This window comes from Bacillus sp. FSL W7-1582 (assembly GCF_038593325.1).
Lineage (GTDB): Bacteria > Bacillota > Bacilli > Bacillales > Bacillaceae > Bacillus > Bacillus altitudinis.
Window position 1 is genome coordinate 941,347 of record NZ_CP151987.1, and the last position, 24,283, is coordinate 965,629.

The window sequence follows — 24,283 nt, forward strand, 5'->3', positions numbered from 1 at the left end:
TTCCTTTATGTGTACATCGGTTCAGCATATGCTTCAGCAACGGCAGCCTCTGAAGCATGGTCGATATACTGCAGGAGTCCATATAAACATTTTTCAACATCTGCATCGTTCCGGTTAAATTGATACGCATGTAAGAAATGCTCAATACGTTTCGAGAGCAAATCATCTTGCGTACGGACCATAAGAATAAGTAAATTATCCCATTGCGAGCGATGCGTATAATAAAGTGCCTTATCATAATCTGCCACATTCATTAAACCTTCTCCTTTCCCTTGAGAAGTCCTCATTAGTTTGCTCGGATCAGGTCGACTTTTTCAGGGGAAAAGTTGGTGTCTGCATAAACAGGGTACCGGGAATTATAGGCTGAATAAATGCTTGATGTATGAAAAAGAACCAACCAGCAAAACCTAAACAAAATAGACATGAAAGTGAGAATATTGATATCATGCACCCGAAATTATGGATGCTTTTTGCAGCAGGAATTATTTTATTCGGCAGTCTCATGGTTCATCCATCTTCACAAGCAGCCGTGCAGCCGGCAGAGAATTGGGAAAGACTTGCGTATACTGCCTTGCAAGATGAATATGAAGGCGCCGCTTTAAACGATTATCATTACATTGGACGTACACAAGTGAATGAAGATCAAACAAAAGATGTGTTTCGCGTGACCGTGAAGGAAGGCTCCACACGATTTGCAGCACATGCAGAAATTTATTTTCATCCGGTGACGGGGCATTTGATTAGTATTAACGTATTTCGGCTATAAAAAAGCACCTCTTTTAAAAAGAGGTGCTCCAGCTGAAAAGAAGATTTATTTCATGCTTCCTTGAAGATATGAGCGAATATCCACACCGAGTGAATCCGCTAAACGCTGTCCGTAATCTTCATCTGCACGATAGAAGTTACAGATCGCAAGTAATTTCGTTTTTTCATTTACGTCTTTCAAGTCAGCTGTCAGGTTCTTGATCAATGCTTGTTTCTCTTCTTCAGAGTAGCTTCGATATTTTTCTCCAGCTTGTTTGAAATCATTTGGTTTTTCAATTTTTTGTCTCACTATACGGTCACCATGAAGAACGGGTTCACTTTCTTTGTAGTGAGGGTTTTCTTTTGGCTGATCGTCATAACGGTTTGGTTCATAGTTAATATGACCGCTTGGACGAGTTGTTGTCATAAAGCCATCCTGTTGGTTATTGTGAACAGGCGCATAAGGACAGTTCACTGGGATGCGCATGTAGTTTGCACCTAGGCGGTGACGCTGCGTGTCAGGATAAGAGAACAGACGACCTTGAAGCAGTTTGTCTTCAGATGCTTCAATTCCTGGTACTAGGGCACTTGGCGTGAAAGCAGCTTGCTCTGTTTCAGCAAAGAAATTTTCTGGATTGCGGTTCAGTGTCATGCGGCCCACTTTTTGCAGCGGATAATCTTCCTCGCTCCACGTCTTTGTCGGATCACATGGATCATAATCTAGTTCATCATAATCACTGAGCGGCATAAGCTGAACGTAAAGATCCCATGCTGGATAATTTCCTTTTTCAATACGATCATACAAGTCTCTTGTCGCATGCTGGAAGTCGTTTGCTTGAATTTCTGCAGCTTCTTCCATCGATAAATTGCGAATGCCTTCTGATGGTCTCCAGTGGTATTTCACATATTTTGTTTCTCCGTATTTGTTTACCCATCTAAACGTATGAACACCAGAACCGCGCATTTCAGCGTAGTTCGCAGGAATACCTTCGTCAGAGAAGAGCCATGTGAGCATATGAGTGGATTCAGGTGTTAACGTCATAAAATCCCAATAACGGTCAGGATCTTGAATGTTTGTTACAGGATCTGGCTTGAGAGAGTGAACCATATCAGGGAACTTGAGTGCATCACGAATAAAGAAGATCGGCAAGTTGTTCCCAACTAGATCATAGTTGCCTTCTTCTGTATAAAATTTGACAGCGAAACCACGAGGGTCACGTAATGTTTCAGGTGAACCTTTAGGGTGAATAACCGTTGAGAAACGGACAAAAACGTCTGTTTGTTTTCCCTCTTCACTTAAGAAAGCTGCTCTTGTATGTTTCTCCATGCTATTTTCTACTTCAAACACACCATAAGCGCCAGCGCCTCTTGCATGAACAACACGCTCTGGAATACGTTCACGGTCAAAGTGTGCAAGTTTTTCAATCAAATGGTAATCATCAAGAAATGAAGGCCCTCTGTGACCAGCAGTTCTTGAGTTTTGATTATCGCCAACTGGCACGCCTTGATTCGTTGTCAAATTTTTATGATTAGAATTTGTCATTCTTTTTCTCCTCCTGTAAACAAAAATGGTTTCTAGCAATCTATATACCCTAATTATATTGAATCAAACATGATAGTCAATATTTATTTATAATAATTTTAAATAAATTATTATTACAAAGAGGTGAAGAAAAAGACGAAAGAAATAAATTCTTTCGCCTTAGAGCAGAAGCTCTCTTAGAGCATCTTTGTTTTGTGTTAAATCACTTAATGTGTATTGGTCAAGAACGCGTAAATAAGCAGTGAGAGCTTCATGAAGTACGTGCTTTAATGAACAAATCGGGGAGATAATACAGCTGTTTTTCTTCGGATCAAAGCATTCAACCATGACTAAATCATCCTCTGTATAGCGGACAACCTCACCAATATTAATGCTTTCTGGGCTTTTCCCCAGCCTAATCCCACCATTTCTTCCGCGGATCGTTTCTACATAACCACGTTTTCCTAGATGGTAAATGACCTTTGTCAGGTGATTTTTCGAAATGCCATAAATATCGGCAATCTGCTGAATATTTGACAGTTCATTGTTTTCTCTCGAAGCTAAATAAATGAGTACCCTTAATGAGAAATCTGTATAATTCGTAAGTTTCATTTGAACGACCTCTAAACCTAATAGAGTTTTGTATCATCGTAACACATTTTAGACAAAAACTGTTCGAGAAAGTGCTAAATGTGACAACATTTAAAACATGTATTATAAATATTGCTTTTATATGTTGTCTTCCATTACGATAAAGATGTATTTAAAATACATCTTTTTGAAAGAAGGAATAACGATGTTATCCACAGATCAAATGAATGCCATTAAACAATCAGCCCCTCTTCTAAAAGCTGAGGGAACAAAACTTGTGACAGTTTTTTATCAAAATATGATCAGACAGCATCCAGAGCTACTCAATCAGTTTAATAAAACAAATCTCATGAATGGAAGCCAGCCAGAGGCGCTTGCCGCAACACTCTATCAAGCTGCACTGCACATTGACCGCTTGGCAGACTTGCTTCCTGCTGTGAAACAAATTGCCCATAAGCATGTCAGTGTTATGGTGAAAAAAGAGCAGTACCCAATCGTCGGATATCACCTTCTTGAAGCAATGAAAGAGGTATTTGGGTTATCAGAGGAAGATGACACATTGTTGGCTTGGAAGGCTGCATATGACATCATTGCGAATATATTCATCACCATTGAGGCAGAAATGATGGCTGAAAATGTGAAACAAACTGGTGGATGGGCAGATGTCAAACCGTTTATTCTGAAGAAAAAGAAACAAGAATCTCCATCACTCATTTCCTTTTATTTAGTACCAGAGGATGAATCTGAGCTACCAATGTATGAAGCTGGTCAATACATTACGGTGCAGGTAGATATGCCGGGTGAAGCCTATGTATGCAGCAGACAATACAGTTTATCAGATCAATATCACCCATCTTACTATCGCATCACCGTGAAACGAGATGGGCATGTCTCCACATTCCTGCATGATGAAATGAGAGAAGGCGATGTTCTTCACGTCAGTATGCCGCAGGGAATGTTCTGTTTGCAAGATGATACAAAAGAACCTGTTTATTTGATTAGTGCCGGTTCTGGTGTCACACCAATGATTGGTCTAGTGAAAACAGCGTCGCATAACAATCAGCCATTCACGATGATTCATGCAGACAGACTAGAGGATGTAACCGCTTTTGAACAAGAGTATGAACACGTTCTCACTTCATCTCCAGAGGGGCGTATTATCCTTTGTAACGAACAATTTGAAAAGAGTGTAAAGAGTGAGCTGGTTGAGAAGGTGGCTACGCGGATTGACCGACCTTTCCTTCAATCAGTCATTGGTGAAGGAAAAGGCCAATTTTATGTTTGCGGTTCCCCAGCATTTACTCAAGAGATGATCCTTATTCTAAAAGCGATGGACATTCCGGAAGAGAATATCCATTTTGAAGCGTTCGGCGGGCAGTCCATGAAAGAGATGGAAGTCGTCTAAACAACTGGCTGAACATCATGTTTTATTAGGTACGCTCATATATTAGGGATAAGTCCGATGAGGAGGGATGGTTTCCTTGAGCGTATCTGAAAAGCGTCTTTTACAACGAGCCATTGATGAAATTACAGAAATTGCAGAAGGATTTGGTCTGGATTTTTATCCGATGAGGTATGAAATCTGTCCCGCGGAGATTATTTATACATTCGGTGCATATGGCATGCCAACACGATTTAGCCACTGGAGCTTTGGAAAGCAATTTCACAAAATGAAGCTTCATTATGATTTAGGATTAAGCAAAATTTATGAGCTGGTGATTAATTCAAATCCTTGCTATGCCTTTCTCCTTGATAACAATTCGCTTGTTCAAAATAAACTAATTGTGGCTCATGTCTTGGCACACTGCGATTTCTTTAAAAACAACTGCCGTTTCCAAAACACAAAACGAGATATGGTGGAAAGTATGTCAGCGGCAGCAGAGCGAATTAAAGAATATGAACATATCCACGGTACAAAAGAAGTCGAGTCCTTTTTAGATGCTGTATTGGCATTGCAGGAGCATATTGATCCGTCGCTTGTTCGTTCAAAATTAAGCTGGAATCTCGACGATGAAGATGAATATGAAGAGGACAAACCAAAACGTCAAACGCCATATGATGATTTGTGGGGAATGGATGAACCGAAAACACGTGAGAAAAAGAAAACGATCAAGCAATTCCCCCCAAAGCCAGAAAAAGATATTTTGCTCTTTATCGAGGCACACTCCCGGGAGCTAGAGCCTTGGCAGCGGGATGTGCTGACGATGCTGAGAGAGGAAATGCTCTATTTTTGGCCACAGCTAGAAACGAAAATCATGAATGAAGGCTGGGCATCGTATTGGCACCAGCGGATTATGCGTGAACTTGATTTAGATTCAAGTGAATCGATTGAATTTGCCAAATTAAATGCAGGTGTCGTGCAGCCATCTAAGACAGGAATCAATCCTTACTATTTAGGGCTGAAGATTTTTGAAGATATTGAAGAGCGCTACGATCATCCATGCGAGGAATTAAAAAAAGCAGGAGTGACGGAAGGGTCCGGTCGCAGCAAAATGTTTGAAGTGCGAGAAATTGAATCAGACATTTCTTTTATTCGAAATTACTTAACGAAAGACCTTGTGATGAGGGAAGATTTGTACTTGTTTCAAAAGCAGGGGAGAGACTATAAAGTCATTGATAAAGAATGGAAGGCAGTCCGTGATCAGCTAGTCAGCATGAGGGTCAATGGCGGCTTTCCGTATTTGACAGTCATCGATGGTGACTATTTAAAAAACAATGAACTCTATATTAAACATTGGTATGAAGGCATTGAGCTCGATCTCAAATACTTAGAAAAGGTACTTCCATATTTGCATCAGCTATGGGGAAGAAGTGTGCATATCGAGTCAGTTCTTGAAGGAAAAGAAGTGATGTTTTCATACGATGGAAAAGGGGTTCATAGGAAGTATCTCACTTAATGATCAAAAAAGATGTCTACGACTAGACATCTTTTTTTGTGATTAGCACTTTATTGGTTTTTCAGCAGTTTGAAAATGTGTTTCGCTTGATCTGTATTTTCCATGAGCCCTTTTAGCTGCTCACTTGTTGGTCCATAAGCATAAAATGGTACTTCATCCCCTGTATGACCCGATGTGGTCCAGCCTGTATGAGACCTCGTATTGATGACCTTTTCGATGGCATCATCAATTTGAACAGGATCTTTTGTTTCAGCTGCCTTTTGAATAGAGGCGATTTCCTCTTTTGAGAAATCAAGGTCGATGTATTGTTTGAGCGCAGTCTCGACCGTCATACCCCCAACAATTTTGTTTGCAATAAAATCAGGTGTCTTCTTTGCTGCTTTGACAGGCTGATAATCCCAGCTTCCCGAGCCGTCTGCTCCGAAGGAAAGGCCGCCAGTTGAATGATCTGCTGTCGTGATGACTAATGTATTTTTATCCTTTTTTGCGAAACGAATGGCTTCTTCAAATGCTTTTTCAAAATCCTTCATCTCACTCATCGCACTGACAATATCGTGGTCATGTCCAGCCCAGTCAATTTGACTGCCTTCAACCATGAGGAAAAATCCTTTTTTGTTTTTAGACAGCTGTTTGATGGCTGAGGATGTCATGTCTTGCAAAGAAGGGGTCGTTTTATCACGATCAATTGCTTTATCGAGACCACCGTCAGCAAAAATGCCTAACAATTTTTGCTGTTTGTTTTTTTGTAAGTCAGCTTTATTGGTTACGTAACGATAGCCTGCTTTTTGAAATTCTTTCGTCAAATCACGATCTTTTCGGACAAAATCGATCAGTCCTCCGCCAAGCATGACATCGACTGTATGCTGTTTGCCAATTTTCTCATCGAAGAAATCATCAGCAATGGCTGCTGTGTTTTTTCTAGACACATCGTGGGCGGCATACGCAGCAGGTGTCGCATTGGTTAATTCAGATGTGACGACGAGACCAGTAGACTTTCCTTTGCGTTTTGCTTCTTCTAATACTGTTTTTAGTTTTTTGCCATTTTTGTTTACACCAATGGCGTTGTTGTATGTCTTTTGACCAGTTGCCATGGCTGTACCAGCTGCTGCTGAATCAGTAATGTTACTTTTAGAATCATCAGGGTATGTTTTATGCATGCCAGTGAGGTAAGGGTCAAACGCTGTTTGCTTGGAAAGATCACCGTTGTGTTTAAATGAGCGGTAAGTTGAAAGGTAAGGTGTTCCCATGCCATCTCCAATGAGCACGATCACATTTTGTACGTCATTTTTTGGTTTCTTTTTAGCCTCAGCTTTGTCAGCCTGTCCAAATTCAATTCCTGAAAAAATACCAATCGATAACACTGATGCGGCTGCGATTGCAGCTATTTTCGTTTTCGAGCTTTTCAACACACTCATTCATTTTGCCTCCTCATTGTTTATGTATCGCTCTCACGTTTACAATGGTAGAGCAGAAGTGTGGATTCCAAATGACAGCACCGTAAAGTTCACTTTAAAATTGTAAAGGTCCACTTTACATAGAATGAACCAAAAAGAGAAATGAATGTATGATTTATCTATGACAAGATGCATTTGTTTTGTCATGATTGTGTAATAAAAATGAAATAAAAAGAACCCTAAAAAAAAATAATTTTTGCCGAATTAATAAGCATAATGTCGTAGGAAGTCAAGACTATTTCTTCTGGTATTCGATCCTTATAATAGAAAGTAGATAAAAATTCGGATCACGATAGAAACATACAGGAGGAACAAATGAAAAAACAATTGATCACAGCTGCAAGTGCAGTTCTACTTGGGACGACATTATTTGCCGGAGCTGCCTCAGCACAATCAGTAAAGGTTCAAAAAGGTGACTCTCTTTCTGTTCTAGCGAAAAAATACAAAACAACCGTGAGTAAGATTAAATCAGACAATAAGTTGAAATCTAACACGATTTATGTTGGACAAACTTTAAAAGTGAATGGTACTTCTTCAAAAAAGGTAACGAAAACATCAAAAACAACAACAAAAGTAAAAGCGTCTTCAGCGACAGCCACTCATAAAGTTGTCAAAGGTGATACTTTATCTAAAATCGGCAAAAAATATGGAATGACAGTGAAAGAGCTGAAATCGTTAAATAAACTCAAAACAGATCTGATTAAAATTGGACAAAAGCTGAAAGTGAAAAAGACGTCCAAAGTGAAACCAACACCTGTCAAAGAAAAAACAGTTGCTACTTCTTCTTTAAACACGTCTAAACTCGTAGCAGATGCGAAAGCACAAAACGGTACACCATATAAATGGGGTGGAACGACACCGAAAGGCTTTGATTGCAGCGGTTTTATGTGGTATATCATTAACAAACAAACAAAGATTTCAAGACAAACGACTGAAGGTTTTTGGGGATCAATGAAAAGCGTCTCAACACCTAAAGTTGGAGATTTTGTCTTCTTTACAACCTATAAATCTGGCCCATCTCACATGGGTGTCTACCTTGGGAACAACAAGTTTATCCACGCTGCTTCTGATGGTGTGACGATCAGCGATATGACTTCAAGCTATTGGAAGCCAATTTACCTTGGCGCAAAGACATTTGTAAACTAATAATGGATCTTAAGAGACTGCTTACTAGGCAGTCTCTTTTTTTGTATATCGTTTGCGCAGCTAAATCAGTCCTTTATCATAGCTCTCTATGAGTCTAAAGGCTTTTAAATAAGCAAAAGTGAAGACAAGTTATCAAAAGAATAATTTTATTTTCACTTTATAAAAATTATATCAAAAAAGTATAATTTTGTATGTTGTATAATAAATAGAAGAAGCCAAGCTATGATTTGAATAAAGATTGAAGAAAATCTACCCTGATGATTGACAAATATTTTGTTGATAAATAAGAATTTTCACTCTATTTCGAAAAAAAGTGTTTTCGTTTTTTAATTTTCATATATAATAATTTTACGCCACTAATTTATTGCGCTAAATTAAATCTGAATATTCAGAAAATAAAGTGAATTACGAAGTGGTGGCGTCTTTAGACGGATACTAAGTTTTGGGAGTGATGGTATGAGCAATTCGTTGTTTAGAAAGAAGAGCATTTCAGAGCTAATTGCGGCAACACAAGGGGAAAAAGCGTTAAGAAAGGAATTAGGTTCATTTGACTTAACGATGCTTGGTATTGGTGCGATTATCGGTACAGGGATATTTGTTCTGACAGGTACAGGCGCCGTCACAGCAGGACCAGGACTTGTTTTATCATTTGTGATTGCAGGTCTTGCATGTTTATTTGCGGCATTGTCATATGCGGAATTCGCTTCCACAGTGCCAGTATCAGGATCTGTTTATACATTTACGTACGCATCTATGGGAGAATTTTTAGCGTTTATCATTGGCTGGGATTTGATATTAGAATATATGCTAGCCGCTAGTGCCGTTTCAGCAGGCTGGTCAGGCTACTTTGTGTCGTTTTTAAATGGGATAGGGATTCATATACCGGTTGAATTAACAGCAGCACCAGGTGGTTTAAAGGGTCAAGTGACATATTTTAATCTTCCTGCATTTATTATTTTAATGATCATCACCTTCTTGCTGTACTTCGGTATTAAAGAATCAAAACGAGTCAACAACATTATGGTCATTATGAAAATTGCGGTGATTCTGCTCTTTATTTTAGTCGCTGTGAAATATGTAAAACCTGAAAACTGGACACCATTCGTTCCTTTTGGAACTTCAGGCGTGTTAAGTGCAGCAGCTCTCGTATTCTTTGCATTTATCGGATTTGATGCAGTTGCTTCTGCGGCAGAGGAAACAAAAAATCCATCCCGCAACTTGCCAAGAGGAATCATCACTTCCTTATTGATTTGTACCATGTTGTATGTGGTAGTCAGTGCCATCATGACAGGCATTGTTCCATTTATGAACTTTGAGGGAGTATCCCATCCAGTGTCTCTTGTTTTACAAGTAGCCGGTCAAAATTGGGTGGCGGGTATTGTAGATGTTGGGGCGATTTTAGGGATGACCACGGTCATGCTTGTCATGCTGTACGGCCAAACACGTGTCATGTTTGCCATGTCTCGTGATGGCTTGGTACCAAAGGTTCTTTCAAAGGTTCATCCAAAACATAAAACACCTTATATCAATACTCTTTTCTTTGGAACATTGTCAGCATTAATGGGTGGATTCATTCCGCTTGATGAGCTGGCAAGTCTAGTGAACATCGGAACACTTTCAGCTTTCATTTTGATTTCAGTTGCTGTCATTGTCATGAGAAAAACACAGCCTGATTTGCCGAGAGCATTCAGATGCCCCGCAGTCCCGTTCATTCCAATCTTGGCTATTCTATCTTGCGGACTGCTCATTTATAAGCTTGGCACCATCACATTTGTTCGTTTCTTAATCTGGCTTGCCATTGGGCTTGTTGTCTATTTCTTATATTCAAGAAAGCACTCCGAATTAAACAAAAAATAAGAGTGTACAGAAAAAGCCAGTATGACTGGCTCAGCGTGTAGACAAACCTTCGCATTCTTTGTCAGTTCTGCGCGCTGGTGCTCACGAATGTCAAATTCGCTCCGCTCCAGTACTCGTCCTTCATAGACTGCAAAGGTTTTCAGGTCACGCTGAAAAGAAGACAAAGGGCTAAAATAAACAACATTTTAGCCCTTTGTCAACAATCTGAAAGCCAGTCAAGTATGACTGGCTTTTTAGTATTAAAAACCTAATTGAAGATCGACATCAATGGAGACGATCGCATAGACACAAACGATGACAAAAATATTCAGAACGACGCCTAGGAAACCTGGTCCAGTGCGGCCTTTTTTAATGAACAGTTCAATCACACCGAATGGAACTGCGGCCATTGCAAAAGGAAGCATTTGAAACGAATAAAATGTCACATTGCTGATAATGGCGAGGTTCAGCATGAGCAGCGATAAAATAGCGGTGCCGACCGAAATCCAGCCAAACACATTATGCTCTTTAAAAATTCTTACCAATTCCATAATTCCACCTCGCTCACTTTGGCCGTTTTAATGCGTTTTGTCTTCACAAATTTCTCTATTTCTTTAGAAGGACCTGTGACAACAGAACCGTAAACCGTGACACCATTTTGATTGATATAGCGTATTCGGTTAGAGAGGTCAAGTTCAGGTCTGCCAGAGATCGTTTTTGCCCAGGATGGATGCTGGTTGACATAGGCGAGGGCATCTTTGAACTGATCAACCTCTGTTTTTGATGTGTGCTGAAGCTCTTTTAAAAATTCAGAGTCTTTCCCGGGAAAACCGATTGGACGCTGATTTCCACTTAATGAATCTTCTGTTTTGATCGCATTCCAAAGCACTTTCATATCATATTTTTTAGCAAATGAATACACGTCTTTCGGTGTGTATGCTTTGTCATAGGATACATACACTTCACTCACTGTTCCTTCAGGTAGCTTGTCTAGAGTAGTGAGTGTTTGTTTTTTAGATGTATCTGCCTGAGACGAAGGGTGCGTAAAGAAATCCTCCGTATTACGTGCGCTGTCGCCATAATAAGAGATCGTAGGCTGCTTTAATTTATCGAAAAACATTTCGATTTGTTCACTGCCGATGGCTTCTGTTTTATTGCCAATTTGTTTTTGCAGCTTAAGTTCTGTGTTCATACCAAATAGTTTGACTTGCCCTTTTAAATCCTTCATATCAATGGCGACATTCGGTTTTGTTAGGGCGACTGTTACAGCGGCCGTTTCCATAAAATGATTGCCTTTACTGTCTGCTCCGCCAACGCCGTAGTATAGATAACTACCTAGTGTACAAAGCGGTAAAATAATCAATGTAGATATAACAGCAAGCACAGAAATACGTAAATAGGACTTTCTTTTTCCGTATTGTAAAATGGCTTTTTGTTTTTCAGGACTGATGGAGAAGTCTGTCCAATCTGAGTCATTCAGTTCTTGGCTTAAGCGTTTTTCATTTTCTTCCAGCTCTTCTTCAAACGCCATCATTTCTTCCTCGTTCATCTCGCCATTATTATATTGTTCCCATCGCTTATTAAACTCTTCATTCATCATTAACACCTCTGTTATATAGTGCTTTTAGGCGCTGCCTTGCACGAAATAAAACACTTTTAAAATTTGCTTCAGTAATATTCATGACCTTGGATGCTTCTTTGTAATTTAGTTCTTTTAAATAATACAATGTCAACGCTTCCTTGTAGTTATCTGGAAGTTGCTCCAAATACATGTTGAGAACTTCTTTTATTTCAATCTGTTCAGCAGGACTTTGTACAGACGTTTGTAAAAGGCCGCCAATGAGATCATCCGATATGGTCACTTCTTTTTTATGTTTCCTGACATAATCAATAAAAGCATTTCGTGCCACCTGAAATAACCAAGGTTTCACTTTGCTATGGTCGTAGGAATGAATATGTATATAAGCACGCATAAAGGTTTCCTGCAATAAGTCCTCTGCCAAATGTTTGTCTTTTGTCATGGAGAGCAGAAACCTGTAAACATCGTTCATATACATTTGATAAATTTCATCGATCGTCACTGATTTTTCTCCCCTCTATGTTATACACGCATAAGAAAGGCATAAAGTTGCACGAAACTTCTCATAGGCCGTACATTACTCATCTCTTTCGCCGAATCAAAATCATTTCTCCTTATCATAGCGAAATTTGCATCATTTATAAAGTGTTTTCAATAGAACAAATCAGGAAAAAAACTCAAAAAACGACAATTTTGGACACATTTCTTCCTCTATTCTCTCCTAAAAACACATACTTGAATACAGAAGGAGCGGTCATCTTAAGTGAAAAGATGATTTTAGTGAACCGTCTCTATTTTATCAACAGGAGAAAATTTTTAGTACCAGGTAATAAAAAATTTGTTATAATAGAAACAAATCCTTCATTCTTCAAACAAAGGAAGTGCACTATGTATAAATTTTCAGGCTATACCGTCAAAGCATTTTTTGCTCTCCGAGGCGGAATCAAAGTATATCAAAAAGAGAATCTGCCAACAGACCGGGGGTTTGTCATTGCTTGTACGCATGAGGGTTTTGTGGATGTTCTTGCATTAGGCGCAGGAATTCTTCCGTTTGAGATCCACTACATGGCGAAAAAAGAATTGTTTGCAAATAAATGGATCGGCGGATTTTTAAAGAAGATTCATGCTTTTCCAGTTGATCGAGAGAATCCTGGGCCAAGCAGTATTAAAACGCCCATTAAATTATTAAAAGAGGGGAAAATCGTTGGAATTTTTCCAAGCGGAACACGTACAACAGAAGATGTTCCTTTAAAAAGAGGGGCCGTTACGATTGCGCAGCTCGGCAAATCACCAATCGTTCCAGCAGCGTACAAAGGACCTTCTAATGCAAAAAGCCTTTTTAAGAAGGGGAAAATGCGCTTAATTATTGGTGAACCGATTGAGCTGTCTGAATTTGATCATCTGCCGCCAAAAGAAAGATTAGGTGCGATGACAGAAGTATTAAACACAAGAATCAAAGAACTTGAAGCTAAGTTAATCGAAAAGGGATAAAGAAAACGACCACTTGCTAAGGCAAGGGTCGTTTTTTTCTTAAGAAGCGCCTTCTTCAGCTGCTTCTAATAGTTGTTCGTTTAGTTTTTTGACTTCGATGTATGCCACATGGTGTCCATCGACTTCATTAATGATAAATTCATAGCCTTGTTCACGAATCGCGTCATTTTTCTCGACTTCATATTTTTGTGTAAGGAACCAGCCGCCGATTGTGTCGACTTCTTCGTTATCAAGCTGAATACCTAGTAGCAGGTTAACTTGATCTACAAGGACCTTTCCATCAAAGATGTAGTGGTCTTCTCCCAATTTACGCACTTCGTTGATTTCATCAATATCGAATTCATCACGAATCTCACCGACGATTTCTTCAAGGATGTCTTCAACTGTTACAAGTCCTGCTGTACCGCCATATTCATCTGATAAAATGGCCATGTGTACTCGCTCACGCTGCATTTTAAGCAGTAGATCATGAACAGGAACCGTTTCAATTACATGAATAATTGGGTTTACAAAATGTTCGATCGTATCACTTGTGGAACATTCACCACTAATACATGCAGTGAGTACTTCTTTAATATTCACAACACCGATAATGTTGTCTTTATCGCCATCTTCAATTGGATAACGTGTATATTTCTCGACCTTGGTCACTTTCAGCATTTCCTCAATCGTAATATCATGCGGGAAGCTGACAACTTCGGTACGAGGAATCATAATTTCTTTCGCCAGACGGTCATCAAATTCAAAAATTTTATTCACATATTTGAATTCAGACTGGTTAATCTCGCCGCTTTTATAGCTCTCTGATAAAATAATCCGCAATTCTTCTTCAGAGTGCGCCATGTCATGCTCAGAAACTTGCTGAAGACCGAACGCTTTTGTTAACAAACGAGCAGATCCATTTAATACCCAGATAAAAGGGAACATCACTTTGTAAAAAATCATAAGCGGTCTAGCAAATAGAAGGGACACTTGCTCAGCCTTTTGAATGGCGAGTGTTTTTGGTGCAAGCTCTCCAACCACGACGTGTAAAAACGTCATAATACTAAACGCAATAATAAAAGTGACAATAGAACTAGCTGATTGAGGAATGGACAGCTCTACAAATAGTGGAGCAAGCATATGCGCAATTGTTTCTTCCCCTAACCAACCAATACCAAGGGCGGTAATGGTAATACCGAGCTGACAGGCCGACAGATACTCATCAAGGTGAGTCGTGACATGCTTGACAGCAACTGCTGTTTTATTACCTTCTGCGATTAACTGATCAATTCTTGAGCTTCTTAAGCGAATGATCGCAAACTCTGATGCAACGAAAAATGCGGTTAAAGCTATAAGCAAAGCAACTATGAGTAAATTCACTATGTCCAATTAAGGCCTTCGTTCTGACTTTGAGAACGAAGGTAACACCTCCTGTTTAGTAAAAATTTTAACTTAACAGCAGTAAAAATGATTGGACAGCCGTCATTTTTTCAGGAGTAAGCTGCTCTTTTAGTTTTTCACGTTGTTCTGGCTGAAGCTGCTTACAACGTGCCAAAATGCGGTCCATATGCTCATTCATCCGATCGATATCAGAGGTTAAATGGACAAGTTCATCAGGATCTTCCTTTTGAGAAGGGAATTGTTCATCTAATCTGGATTTGATGTCAGAAAGAGCCAATCTCTGCTGTTTGCAAAGAACGATTAATTGTAATCGTTTTAAAGCATGTTCATCGTAATAACGATAATTAGAGCAAGATCTAACAGGCGCAAGCAACCCTAGATTCGTATAATAATCTACAGTTCGTTTCGTCACCTGTGCAATCTGTGCTAGTTCACCAATACGATACTTTTTCTCAGCCCCATCTGAACATCTCCTCCTAACCGTCACGTTATAGTTTATGAAAATAGTTTAATATAATTCGAGTCTGAAATACAAGATAATTGTTCAGATTTCCTGCCAATATGAAGAAACAAAGGGCATTTCCATCAATTTAGGTTGTCATCTCTAAAATACTGTAGCGATACAGGAATTTTCAGATTATTTATGGTAAGATAAAATGAATACCGTTTCATATATATGTAGAGAGACGGATTTTACGTGAACCGGAGGTGGTTAAGTGGGGCCCTCAAAGTAGTCTTATTTAATCAGTTAACCGTTTTGCAAAAGACAACATCATCAATCAGGAGGTGACTCCTTGTTCTTCTAAGAAAGAGCAAGGTTAAATGGACGATATTGTTAATCTGAGTATAGTCGGAGTTTTGATTGCTTTAACAGCTTTCTTTGTTGCATCTGAATTTGCCATTGTAAAGGTGAGAAGTTCAAGAATTAATCAGCTTGTTGCCGAAGGGTCCAAAAAGGCTATCATGGCGAAAAAGGTGACATCAAGGCTAGATGAATATTTGTCAGCCTGCCAGCTCGGTATTACAGTGACATCCCTTGGTTTAGGGTGGATCGGTAAACCGGCAGTAAAAGAACTTTTAGTTCGAGGTTTTGGTTTGACAAACATTCCTGATTCAGCAATCAGCCTGATCTCAGCAACACTTGCGTTCTCTATTATTACCTTTTTGCATGTAGTTGTTGGCGAGCTTGCACCAAAAACACTTGCCATACAAAAGGCAGAAAAAATGACGCTTTGGCTGTCAGGACCGCTGCATGCATTTTATATCCTTATGTACCCTTTTATTTATGTGTTGAACGGGTCAGCCCGTGTACTAACGAAAATGATGGGCATCGATATGGGGTCTGAAAAAGAACATTCCCATTCCGAAGAGGAATTAAAGATTTTATTATCTGAAAGCTTAAAAAATGGGGAAATCAACTCATCAGAGTATAATTATATGAACAAGATATTCGATTTTGATAATCGAATCGCAAGAGAAATTATGATACCGCGAAGAGAAATTTGTGCGATTCCAGAAGATATGCCGTTAGACGAAATACTGGCGATCATGACAAAGGAAAAGTACACACGCTTCCCAGTGTTTTCAGGGGATAAAGACCATGTCATTGGCATGCTCAACAAAAAGCAGCTCTTTGCAGATATTGTGTATCAAGGAGAAAAAGATCAACTGAAGCTTCAAGATTATATTTATCCAGTGATTGAAGTGATTGACACGATTCCAATTCAAGAGCTTCTCGTCAAAATGCAGCGCGATCGAATGCATATGGCGATTTTAACGGATGAATATGGCGGGACATCTGGACTTGTCACAACGGAGGATATTTTAGAAGAGATTGTTGGAGACATTCGAGATGAATTCGATGAAGATGAGCAGCCGGTCATTCAAAAGAGAGCGGAGCATCATTATATATTAGATGGAAAAGTGAGATTAGAGGAAGTTCAAGATTTGATCGAAATGTCATATCATGATGAAGAAATTGATACGATAGGCGGGCTAATCTTAAATGAGAACATTGATATCCGAGAAGGACAATCCATTTATCTTGATGATATTCGGATGAAGGTCTTGGAGATGGATGGACGCTATGTGAAAAAGATCGACCTGAAAAAAGGCGTCACATCATCAGAAAAAGAAAATACACGAACAGGGCTTGATATAAAAGAGCCACTGTTAGTAAATGAAATGACCTTGAGCGAAAAATAAGCTCAAGGTTTTTTTTAGGTATTTAGCCTCTTTTTTAAGAATGTATGTTCGTATATAATAAGAACAAACGTTCGTAAAAGGGGGATGGACATGCTCTGGTATGAAACAGCAAGTATCACGGAGAAAAAAACCTCAATGAAACGTATTGAGTTTCATTTAAAAAATTTCAAGAACTATCAAGCGGCCATTTTAAATATTGAAAGACAGCTTGAAAAGCGAAGTTCTCTCCAACATCATCATATGGCACGTCAAAAATTAGAAGAGCAGAAAAGTCAGTATGAACTGATTGTTGCTTGTATTGAAACGGCTTTAAAAGAATTGGATGAAATAGAGCAGCAGCTCATTGATTATAAGTATTTTCGAGATTGGCGCATGGCAAAATGTGCAATCGAAATCGGCTATAGTGAGAAGACACTATTTTTAATGAAGCGCCAGCTGATGGATCAACTGCTCATCAGCCTAGCTGCCATCACAGATATTTAAAACAGAAGTTGTCCTATTTGATAAAACGCCGCAAAAAGGCATAAAGAGCCGATAATTGTCACAAGTAAATAGGCAGCAAGCTTTCCTATTTGGCGCTGCATTAGCATCGTCGCAGATTCTACACTAAACGTAGAGAATGTGGTAAAGCCGCCAAAAAAACCGGTTCCTATGATCACTAGCAGTGGATGATTGGACGTTACAGCGCCTGTGAGAAAACCTAAACCGGCTGCACCTAATAAATTAATGAAAATAATACTGTACGGGAAAAGGGCATGGGATGGAGTTTTCTGGATTGTTTGGCTGATGAAGAAACGACATGCACTGCCGATCCCTCCAGCTACAGCTGTATAAAAAACAATCATTTATTTGCTTCCTTTCTGCTGCTTATTTTGATGAAAGAGCCGTTCTGCAAGGATCAGGCCAGCTAAAGCAGCGGCTACTCCAGCAATGACTGAGAGCAGGATGTACATCATACTTAAATTGAACTGCCCTGCCTGTAACAGAAGAACTGTCTCTTTAGAAAAGGTGGACATGGTCGTAAACCCGCCGCAAAACCCTGTTCCAATCAAAGCAGCAAGATATTTTTTCCCTTTCTGAAATAGAAAGTATCCTGTCGCAAAACCAAGAAGTAGGCTGCCGGAAATGTTTTCAATCATCGTTGCATAGGGGAATGTCTGGCTGATGACGGTTTGGCTTAGTTCATATCTGCAAAGTGTACCAATCAATCCACCGATAAAAACGGCGAAATAAGTTTTCATCTGCATCATTTCTCCTTTTGAAAAAATAGCGGGTTATCCGTTACCACACCATCAATTGGGTATTTTTTGATTCGATCCGCTGTTTTTTGATCTTTTACAGTCCATATGAATACTTCCATTCCGAATGAATGAATACGATCTATCCACCATTTATTGATCATCGTTTTCTTCATATTAAGACAATTTGCAAACGAGCTGTATGTCGTTAACTTTCGTTTCGTTAGTTTAAATGCATCAGGCTTTATAATCAAAGCTGTGCGAAGAGAAGGGGCGAACGCTTTGATTCTTTGCAGTGCATGAACATCAAAAGATTGAATGATGATATGACGAGAATAGGCAAACCGATTGATGATGCGGGCAACTGCCTTTTCGATTCCTATCTGCCGTTTTGGGTGTTTGATCTCGATCAATATCCCAATCCGCTGACTGTATCTTTCAAGAATTTCTTGTAATGTTGGAATTCGTTCATTCGTATACTGTTGGTCAAACCAGCTTCCTGCGTCCAGTTTTTTCAACTGATCAAGTGTATAACTTTTGACTAAGCCGTTTCCGTTCGTCGTTCGATCAACGGTATCATCATGGATGACGACGACGTGCTGATCCATTGTCATTTGTACATCTAATTCAATATAATCTGCTCCTTGCTCGACAGCTACATCAAACGCAGCGATTGTATTTTCTGGGGCGGCGCTTGATGACCCTCTATGTGCGATAATATACACTTGCTCCAGCTCCCTGATATAAGTTCTGGTCTTATCATATCAAATGCTTTGGTTGTTTTCCTTCTTTACTATATGGAGAAGAAGAGCGCCGTATTATCATGGAACCTCATGTACCGAAAAAACTTGATGTATCATTTTGAAAAGTTACAGGAATAGAGCAAGCTTTGATTGAGTAAACCTGAATTACATCAATTTTTCTTCGATCAATTTTGTCCAAATCGTCAGCGTTCGTCAAAATATTAGTGCTTTCGTCATGTTGACTGAAAATTCTGGTGTTTTATAATGATGAAAAGGAGGCGAGATGATTGGGTAAAGGGAGAATTAGAGTGGAAGAACGTATTAAGGCCGAAACGGATGCTGAAATGTTTAAAGCGACTCTCCTTGATCAGGCTCAGAAGAAAAAGTAGTTTGCTGCCCGTCGATATGTCTCAAGCCAAAATTTCATAATTGAACATCATGCCTCGGGATAGGTCCCGAGGCTTTTTATATAGAGGTCAGACATTTAAGAGAGGACATAAACGAAGGTTATATTATAAACTAGAGAGGATTGTTTTAAAGGAGAGAGACAGAGATGTTTACACAAAAATGGATGGATACATATTTTACAGTCGATATTGCGATCCAAATAGGCATTAGCCTTTGTATTTTATTGCTTTTTTTATTACTTCGAAAAGTATTTACGAAATACTTGTTTCACCTGCTCTTTAAACTGACAAACCGGTCTAAAACCGAAGTCATTAACCAAATTGTCGTGGCGTTTGAAAAACCTGCGAGGCTGTTTTTTGTGGCACTAGGTTTATATTTTGCGTTAAGACAAGCCCCATACTTTGAGCACCATATGGATGTCATTGTCAAATTGTATAGATCCTCTATTATTTTGATGCTGACGTGGGGACTGTGTAATCTAACCGCAGCTTCTTCTTTCTTATTTCAAAAAGTGAATTCAAAATTTGAATTAGAAATGGATGATATTTTAGCGCCATTTTTATCAAAGGTTCTTCGTTTTATTATTATTGCACTGAGTATTAGCGTCATTGCACAAGAGTTTAATTATGATGTGAACGGACTTGTGGCAGGGCTTGGTCTAGGTGGTCTTGCTTTTGCGCTCGCTGCGCAGGATACAGTGGCGAACTTTTTTGGAGGAATTGTGATTATTACAGAGAAGCCTTTTACAATGGGCGATTTTGTAGAGACTCCAAGTGTACTTGGGACTGTAGAGGACATTACCTTCCGAAGCACAAAATTTAGAACACCTGCTGAAGCTGTGGTGACCGTGCCAAATTCGACCCTTTCAAAGGAGCCAATCACAAATTGGACGAGAATGAATAAACGTCAAATTACGTTCTCCGTTCGCGTATCGTACAATACACCGAAGGAAAACATTGATAAGTGCATCAAACGTCTGAAGCAAATGCTTTATGAGCATGATGGGGTTCATAAGGAAACGATTATGGTGAATTTCGATGTGCTGGCAGACAGCTATTTAAACTTATTCTTTAACTTTTATACAAACACAACGGCTTGGTCTGAAAACCTGGATATTAAGCAGGATATTAATTATCGCATTATTGATATTTTCCATGAAGAAGGGGTAGAATTTGCTTTCCCTGGACAGACCATTTATATGAAACAAAAAGGTGAGAAACAGCTCGGTGAATAAAGGAGGAATGGTGGTTGGATCAAACAAAAGTGGCAGCGCTAAGAGAGAGATTATCAAAGGCCTCACATATTACAGTCCTTTCAGGTGCTGGGATGAGCACAGAATCGGGAATTCCCGATTTTAGATCAACGGGTGGACTATGGACAGAAGATACTTCTCGCATGGAGGCAATGAGCCGGTCTTACTTTTTATCACATCCTCATCAATTTTGGCCGAAATTCAAAGAATTGTTTCAAATGAAGATGAGTGGAGAGTACGAGCCAAACGCTGGACATGCTTTTTTAGCCAATTTAGAAAAGCAAGGAAAACGCGTGGATATTTTCACGCAAAATATCGATGGTCTGCATAAAAAAGCGGGAAGCCAGCATGTGTATGAACTGCATGGTTCCATTCAAACAGCTACATGTCCATCATGCGGGTCAACATACGAACTGCCTTATTTATTACAAGAAGAGGTACCGGTTTGTGAGCGGATTTCATCAGACGGCCGCACATGTGGACGAGTACTTAAAACAGATGTTGTCCTTTTTGGAGACATGGTGAAGCACTTTGATCAAGTGGAGAAATCGCTCCAGCAAACGGACATGCTACTCGTCATGGGAACTTCCTTAGAAGTGGCACCAGCCCGATATATTCCAGAAGATGCTGCTCATCATCCTTCCATCTTTAAGGTCATGATGAATTTAAGTGAAACGGAATTCGATCCGCTGTTTGATCTTGTCTTTCACGAACGAATTGGCGAGCTTGTGAATGCTTTATAAATCATAAAAAACCCGCATCTAACAGGTGCGGGTTTGCTTTATTGCTGTAGTGGCTTCATTGTTTCATCAAGGACTTCAAACGTGTAGCCCTTCGCCTTTAATTGTGTGATCAGACTGTTTAAGTATTTTGCGGTAGCTGGCTGATCATGCATTAAGATGATTTTTGGCTCTTTCGGGTACTTGGTTTCAAGCACTTGCAGCTGATTTAATACTTCTGGTACATATTTTGAGCTTTTATATTTCCAGTCAAGACTGTCAATGGTCCAGTCCCAGTATACAAAGCCTTTTTGTTTTAAACGTGTTTTTTGCTGGTCTGTTAAGTTTGGAGAACTGCCATAAGGTGTTCTCACAAGATGTGTATATTCACCAGTAACAGAAGCCAATATACGTTGATCTTCTTTCATCTCATTTACAGGAGAATCACTTTTTTGATAAAAGCGTTTCACATCATGCGTAATGCCATGAAGTCCTAGTTGATGACCTTCTTGATGAAGTCTTTTCACAGCTGCTGGGTGTTCTTTGATTTGCGGCCCGAGCATAAAGAATGTGGCCTTCACTTGCTGTGATTTTAGCACATCTAACAGCTGATTTGATGTAGCAGAAGGGCCATCATCAAAGGTCAAAAAGATCGTTTGATCCGTTACATGTTTGTTTGGATTGATCTTAAAATGTGCATCTAATGTTTTTGGCGAATCATCTTTTGGTTTCAGACTTGTACTTGTGTCTCGAAATGGACTGCTCGCAGACACTTCATTCGGTTGATCTGCTGCCTGCATATTGGTTTTAGATATATCCCAAATGAAAAAAAGGATCAATGTCAGAATGACTAGACCAATTGCCTTTGAGAGCAGCATCGTGTTTGAAGGTGTCTGTTTTTTCGTAACCCGTTGCATTACAATCGCTCCAATAAATCAGTAGTTTGTGTCGAATCATGTAGTGGATTCTGTCTTTTTTCGCTGTTTTTTGTCGTGCTCATATGGAGTAAGTATACAGGAAAAAAGAGCCTATGAATATAGAAGATGCTAAAAAATTGGAATCTTTTTGGTTATGAATCTATATTTGTTACAATAGAAGGTTATCCAGTCAAATGGATATGAAATAATTCTGAATAATCATTGAAACGTTTACATTTATCCGCTAAGATAGCATCAGATTCAACCATTAAGCAAAGCGAAGGGGAGATTCCATATGAAAGTATTGTACAATGGGGATTTTATTGAAAAAAAAGATGCACATGTTGATATTGAAGACAGAGGCTATCAATTTGGCGACGGAGTCTATGAGGTCATCCGCGTATATAATGGGACTTTGTTTACATTAAAAGAGCATACTGAGCGTCTATTCAAGAGTGCAAAGGAAATCGGCATTCATCTGCAAGGTACAGTATCCGATATGGAAGAGAATTTGAAGAAGCTAGTCGCAGATAATCAAGTGATTGATGGCGGCGTGTATATTCAAGTCACGCGAGGCGTCGCACCTCGTAAACATCAATATGGTGCACTTACCCCTCAGATTACGGCATATACATTTCAAGTGAAAAAGCCTATTCAAGAGCAGACAGCTGGTGCGAAAGCTCTATTGTCTGAAGATCTTCGCTGGTTAAGATGTGATATTAAAAGCTTAAACCTTTTATATAACGTCATGGAAAAGCAGAAAGCGTCAGAAGCTGGTGCGTTTGAAGCGATTTTAATAAGAGACGGCTTTGTGACAGAGGGGACGTCCTCGAATGTGTATGCCGTCATTGACGGTGTCATTCGTACACACCCAGCAAATAACCTGATTTTAAACGGCATTACACGTAGAAAGCTACTAGAGGTTTGTCAGGAAGAAGGATGTCGTGTGGAAGAAACCCGCATGAGTAAAGACGAACTTTTGCATGCACAGGAAATTTTCATTAGTTCAACGACAGCTGAAGTGATTCCAATTGTAGAGATAGATGGTCAGCAAGTTGGGAAAGGTGTTCCAGGGGAGATCACGAAGCGTGTACAGGAAGGGTTCCAGAAAAAAATTAAGCATGAAAGCGAAGCATCTATTTCTTCATAAAAAGAAAAAGGCTGTAAACATTGGTTTACAGCCTTTTGTGATTTATATTTATTTCACGATCAGTACAGGTATATCTGATTTGGACGATAACTTTTCACTCACACTGCCAAAGAGCATTTTTTTCAATCTGCTCTGGTCACGTGCTCCCATGACGATGAGGTCTGCTGAAATCTTTTCAGCGTATTCGATAATCGCTTCTGCAGGCTCCCCTTCAACAATTTCAATCGCAGCTTCAAACTGCTCTTCATTTAACAGCATTCTTGCTTCTGCAACGACCTCTTCTGTATGGTCTTCAAAAATCAAGGGACTTTGCTGTTCATCATGAGGTACATACACAGGGGGTGTTTGAAGGTCTGCCATGCCGCCTCCGATATAAGCGCCGCCAGTCATTGGGCGAGGTGCATCAAACACCTGTCTGCTGGATTTCCCATCATGAGCGTAGGCAACGGTCAGCTTGGCATTCAATGTTTTGGCTAAAGCGATTGCCTTCTTTAATGCTTTCTTACTGTCTTCATGTCCATCAAACGCAACGACCATCCGATCAGCTTGAAACAATGTCCTCATTCCTTTCAAAAGGAGTCTATACGTTCATGGTATACCCGATATCTGAAAAAGATACACATAAAGGGTGTGAACTTTTTGTTAGAAAATTTCATTTATTGAAAAATATTTATTGACAAAATGGTGACAGCCACTATAAGATAAAAAAAGATTCAAGAGCCAAAAGGAGGAAATGTCATGTGCAACATCATTGGAAGAATGAAATCAAACTGCATGAATGGGTTGATTCACGTGACAATTACACCTTCATTGGTCATTGAAAAGGGACTCGTATGTTCCAATTGATCGGATGAATCAAGGCGTATGTTGCGTATTTGTCAACATGCGCCTTTTTATCATGTATAAAAGAGGCGTACCAGTCAGCTGGTTGCCTCTTTTTTTGTTGTATACATTTCGTATCTCGAAATAATGGAATGCATCAACAACTAAATGAAGAGGAGTGAAAGC

The 24,283-nt window shown here is 39.4% G+C and carries 26 protein-coding genes; 12 read left to right on the forward strand and 14 right to left on the reverse strand.

Features of this window, described 5'->3' with window-relative positions; genetic code table 11:
* Positions 1–5 precede the first annotated feature (5 nt).
* Positions 6–254, reverse strand: coding sequence for a YhdB family protein (locus NSQ11_RS04765; RefSeq protein ID WP_008349000.1), 249 nt, complete (start codon positions 252–254; stop codon positions 6–8).
* A gap of 128 nt (positions 255–382) precedes the next feature.
* Here NSQ11_RS04765 and NSQ11_RS04770 point away from each other — a divergent pair, with 128 nt between their 5' ends.
* A complete protein-coding gene (locus NSQ11_RS04770) occupies positions 383–766 on the forward strand; it encodes a YqzG/YhdC family protein (RefSeq protein ID WP_041091806.1) in 384 nt (127 codons plus the stop codon).
* Between the two features lie 45 nt (positions 767–811).
* Here NSQ11_RS04770 and NSQ11_RS04775 read toward each other — a convergent pair whose 3' ends face one another.
* Both NSQ11_RS04775 and NSQ11_RS04780 read right to left on the reverse strand, forming a co-directional pair.
* Positions 812–2,287 carry a catalase gene (locus tag NSQ11_RS04775; protein WP_144716556.1) on the reverse strand — a complete coding sequence of 492 codons (1,476 nt, stop codon included), beginning with the start codon at positions 2,285–2,287 and terminating at the stop codon, positions 812–814.
* 159 nt (positions 2,288–2,446) lie between these two features.
* The gene (locus NSQ11_RS04780; protein ID WP_007497090.1) at positions 2,447–2,878 is read right to left on the reverse strand and encodes an Rrf2 family transcriptional regulator; all 432 of its coding nucleotides are present in this window, start codon (positions 2,876–2,878) and stop codon (positions 2,447–2,449) included.
* A 184-nt stretch (positions 2,879–3,062) separates the two neighbouring features.
* On the opposite strand from NSQ11_RS04780, the gene NSQ11_RS04785 reads away from it, so the two are divergent.
* Both NSQ11_RS04785 and NSQ11_RS04790 read left to right on the forward strand, forming a co-directional pair.
* The gene (locus NSQ11_RS04785) at positions 3,063–4,262 is read left to right on the forward strand and encodes a globin domain-containing protein (RefSeq protein ID WP_079920240.1); all 1,200 of its coding nucleotides are present in this window, start codon (positions 3,063–3,065) and stop codon (positions 4,260–4,262) included.
* Between the two features lie 76 nt (positions 4,263–4,338).
* Complete coding sequence (locus NSQ11_RS04790) at positions 4,339–5,754, forward strand: SpoVR family protein (protein WP_046527365.1); 1,416 nt, start codon at positions 4,339–4,341, stop codon at positions 5,752–5,754.
* Between the two features lie 50 nt (positions 5,755–5,804).
* Here the strand turns inward: NSQ11_RS04790 and NSQ11_RS04795 are convergent, their stop codons facing one another.
* Positions 5,805–7,169 (reverse strand): alkaline phosphatase, encoded by a 1,365-nt coding sequence (locus NSQ11_RS04795; protein WP_008348991.1) that lies wholly within the window; start codon positions 7,167–7,169, stop codon positions 5,805–5,807.
* A gap of 354 nt (positions 7,170–7,523) precedes the next feature.
* Here NSQ11_RS04795 and NSQ11_RS04800 point away from each other — a divergent pair, with 354 nt between their 5' ends.
* Positions 7,524–8,354, forward strand: a complete 831-nt coding sequence (locus NSQ11_RS04800; RefSeq protein WP_008348987.1) for a C40 family peptidase — start codon at positions 7,524–7,526, stop codon at positions 8,352–8,354.
* 456 nt (positions 8,355–8,810) lie between these two features.
* Positions 8,811–10,211, forward strand: a complete 1,401-nt coding sequence (locus NSQ11_RS04805) for an amino acid permease (RefSeq protein ID WP_025207016.1) — start codon at positions 8,811–8,813, stop codon at positions 10,209–10,211.
* A 239-nt stretch (positions 10,212–10,450) separates the two neighbouring features.
* Here the strand turns inward: NSQ11_RS04805 and NSQ11_RS04810 are convergent, their stop codons facing one another.
* Genes NSQ11_RS04810 through NSQ11_RS04820 form a run of 3 tightly spaced genes read right to left on the reverse strand, consistent with a single transcriptional unit; the run spans position 10,451 to position 12,271 of the window.
* Positions 10,451–10,741 carry a hypothetical protein gene (locus NSQ11_RS04810; protein WP_008348984.1) on the reverse strand — a complete coding sequence of 97 codons (291 nt, stop codon included), beginning with the start codon at positions 10,739–10,741 and terminating at the stop codon, positions 10,451–10,453.
* Positions 10,729–11,787, reverse strand: a complete 1,059-nt coding sequence (locus tag NSQ11_RS04815) for an anti-sigma factor (protein WP_024719964.1) — start codon at positions 11,785–11,787, stop codon at positions 10,729–10,731. The genes NSQ11_RS04810 and NSQ11_RS04815 overlap by 13 nt, the downstream gene beginning before the upstream one ends.
* The gene (locus NSQ11_RS04820) at positions 11,780–12,271 is read right to left on the reverse strand and encodes a sigma-70 family RNA polymerase sigma factor (protein ID WP_008348979.1); all 492 of its coding nucleotides are present in this window, start codon (positions 12,269–12,271) and stop codon (positions 11,780–11,782) included. The genes NSQ11_RS04815 and NSQ11_RS04820 overlap by 8 nt, the downstream gene beginning before the upstream one ends.
* Positions 12,272–12,657: 386 nt before the next feature.
* Between NSQ11_RS04820 and NSQ11_RS04825 the strand changes: the two genes are divergently transcribed.
* Positions 12,658–13,260, forward strand: coding sequence for a 1-acyl-sn-glycerol-3-phosphate acyltransferase (locus NSQ11_RS04825; protein ID WP_017360344.1), 603 nt, complete (start codon positions 12,658–12,660; stop codon positions 13,258–13,260).
* Positions 13,261–13,299: 39 nt separating this feature from the next.
* On the opposite strand, the gene NSQ11_RS04830 is transcribed toward NSQ11_RS04825, so the two are convergent.
* Together NSQ11_RS04830 and NSQ11_RS04835 are read right to left on the reverse strand one after the other, a co-directional pair.
* Complete coding sequence (locus NSQ11_RS04830; RefSeq protein ID WP_008348975.1) at positions 13,300–14,631, reverse strand: hemolysin family protein; 1,332 nt, start codon at positions 14,629–14,631, stop codon at positions 13,300–13,302.
* 58 nt (positions 14,632–14,689) lie between these two features.
* Positions 14,690–15,130, reverse strand: a complete 441-nt coding sequence (locus NSQ11_RS04835; RefSeq protein WP_008348973.1) for a MerR family transcriptional regulator — start codon at positions 15,128–15,130, stop codon at positions 14,690–14,692.
* A 335-nt stretch (positions 15,131–15,465) separates the two neighbouring features.
* Between NSQ11_RS04835 and NSQ11_RS04840 the strand changes: the two genes are divergently transcribed.
* The gene (locus NSQ11_RS04840; RefSeq protein WP_017360343.1) at positions 15,466–16,848 is read left to right on the forward strand and encodes a hemolysin family protein; all 1,383 of its coding nucleotides are present in this window, start codon (positions 15,466–15,468) and stop codon (positions 16,846–16,848) included.
* A gap of 90 nt (positions 16,849–16,938) precedes the next feature.
* On the forward strand, positions 16,939–17,331 hold the full coding sequence (locus NSQ11_RS04845; protein ID WP_017360342.1) for a hypothetical protein: 393 nt from the start codon (positions 16,939–16,941) through the stop codon (positions 17,329–17,331).
* Here NSQ11_RS04845 and NSQ11_RS04850 read toward each other — a convergent pair.
* Genes NSQ11_RS04850 through NSQ11_RS04860 form a run of 3 tightly spaced genes read right to left on the reverse strand, consistent with a single transcriptional unit; the run spans position 17,328 to position 18,811 of the window.
* On the reverse strand, positions 17,328–17,693 hold the full coding sequence (locus tag NSQ11_RS04850; RefSeq protein ID WP_017360341.1) for a CrcB family protein: 366 nt from the start codon (positions 17,691–17,693) through the stop codon (positions 17,328–17,330). The genes NSQ11_RS04845 and NSQ11_RS04850 overlap by 4 nt on opposite strands.
* The gene (gene crcB / locus NSQ11_RS04855) at positions 17,694–18,095 is read right to left on the reverse strand and encodes a fluoride efflux transporter CrcB (RefSeq protein WP_017360340.1); all 402 of its coding nucleotides are present in this window, start codon (positions 18,093–18,095) and stop codon (positions 17,694–17,696) included.
* Complete coding sequence (locus NSQ11_RS04860; RefSeq protein ID WP_017360339.1) at positions 18,095–18,811, reverse strand: glycerophosphodiester phosphodiesterase family protein; 717 nt, start codon at positions 18,809–18,811, stop codon at positions 18,095–18,097. The genes crcB and NSQ11_RS04860 overlap by 1 nt, the downstream gene beginning before the upstream one ends.
* Positions 18,812–19,116: 305 nt before the next feature.
* Here NSQ11_RS04860 and NSQ11_RS04865 point away from each other — a divergent pair, with 305 nt between their 5' ends.
* The 3 genes from NSQ11_RS04865 to NSQ11_RS04875 all read left to right on the forward strand — a co-directional run bounded on the left by NSQ11_RS04865 (position 19,117) and on the right by NSQ11_RS04875 (position 21,232).
* Positions 19,117–19,218 carry a YhdX family protein gene (locus NSQ11_RS04865; protein WP_017360338.1) on the forward strand — a complete coding sequence of 34 codons (102 nt, stop codon included), beginning with the start codon at positions 19,117–19,119 and terminating at the stop codon, positions 19,216–19,218.
* Positions 19,219–19,382: 164 nt separating this feature from the next.
* Positions 19,383–20,471: a mechanosensitive ion channel family protein gene (locus tag NSQ11_RS04870; protein WP_017360337.1), complete on the forward strand. Its 1,089-nt coding sequence runs from the start codon at positions 19,383–19,385 to the stop codon at positions 20,469–20,471.
* Positions 20,472–20,485: 14 nt separating this feature from the next.
* Positions 20,486–21,232: an NAD-dependent protein deacylase gene (locus NSQ11_RS04875; RefSeq protein ID WP_017360336.1), complete on the forward strand. Its 747-nt coding sequence runs from the start codon at positions 20,486–20,488 to the stop codon at positions 21,230–21,232.
* Between the two features lie 38 nt (positions 21,233–21,270).
* On the opposite strand, the gene NSQ11_RS04880 is transcribed toward NSQ11_RS04875, so the two are convergent.
* The gene (locus NSQ11_RS04880; RefSeq protein WP_017360335.1) at positions 21,271–22,125 is read right to left on the reverse strand and encodes a polysaccharide deacetylase family protein; all 855 of its coding nucleotides are present in this window, start codon (positions 22,123–22,125) and stop codon (positions 21,271–21,273) included.
* 295 nt (positions 22,126–22,420) lie between these two features.
* Between NSQ11_RS04880 and dat the strand changes: the two genes are divergently transcribed.
* The gene (gene dat, locus NSQ11_RS04885; RefSeq protein ID WP_017360334.1) at positions 22,421–23,275 is read left to right on the forward strand and encodes a D-amino-acid transaminase; all 855 of its coding nucleotides are present in this window, start codon (positions 22,421–22,423) and stop codon (positions 23,273–23,275) included.
* A gap of 48 nt (positions 23,276–23,323) precedes the next feature.
* Here the strand turns inward: dat and NSQ11_RS04890 are convergent, their stop codons facing one another.
* Positions 23,324–23,830 (reverse strand): universal stress protein, encoded by a 507-nt coding sequence (locus NSQ11_RS04890; protein ID WP_017360333.1) that lies wholly within the window; start codon positions 23,828–23,830, stop codon positions 23,324–23,326.
* Positions 23,831–24,283 lie beyond the last annotated feature (453 nt).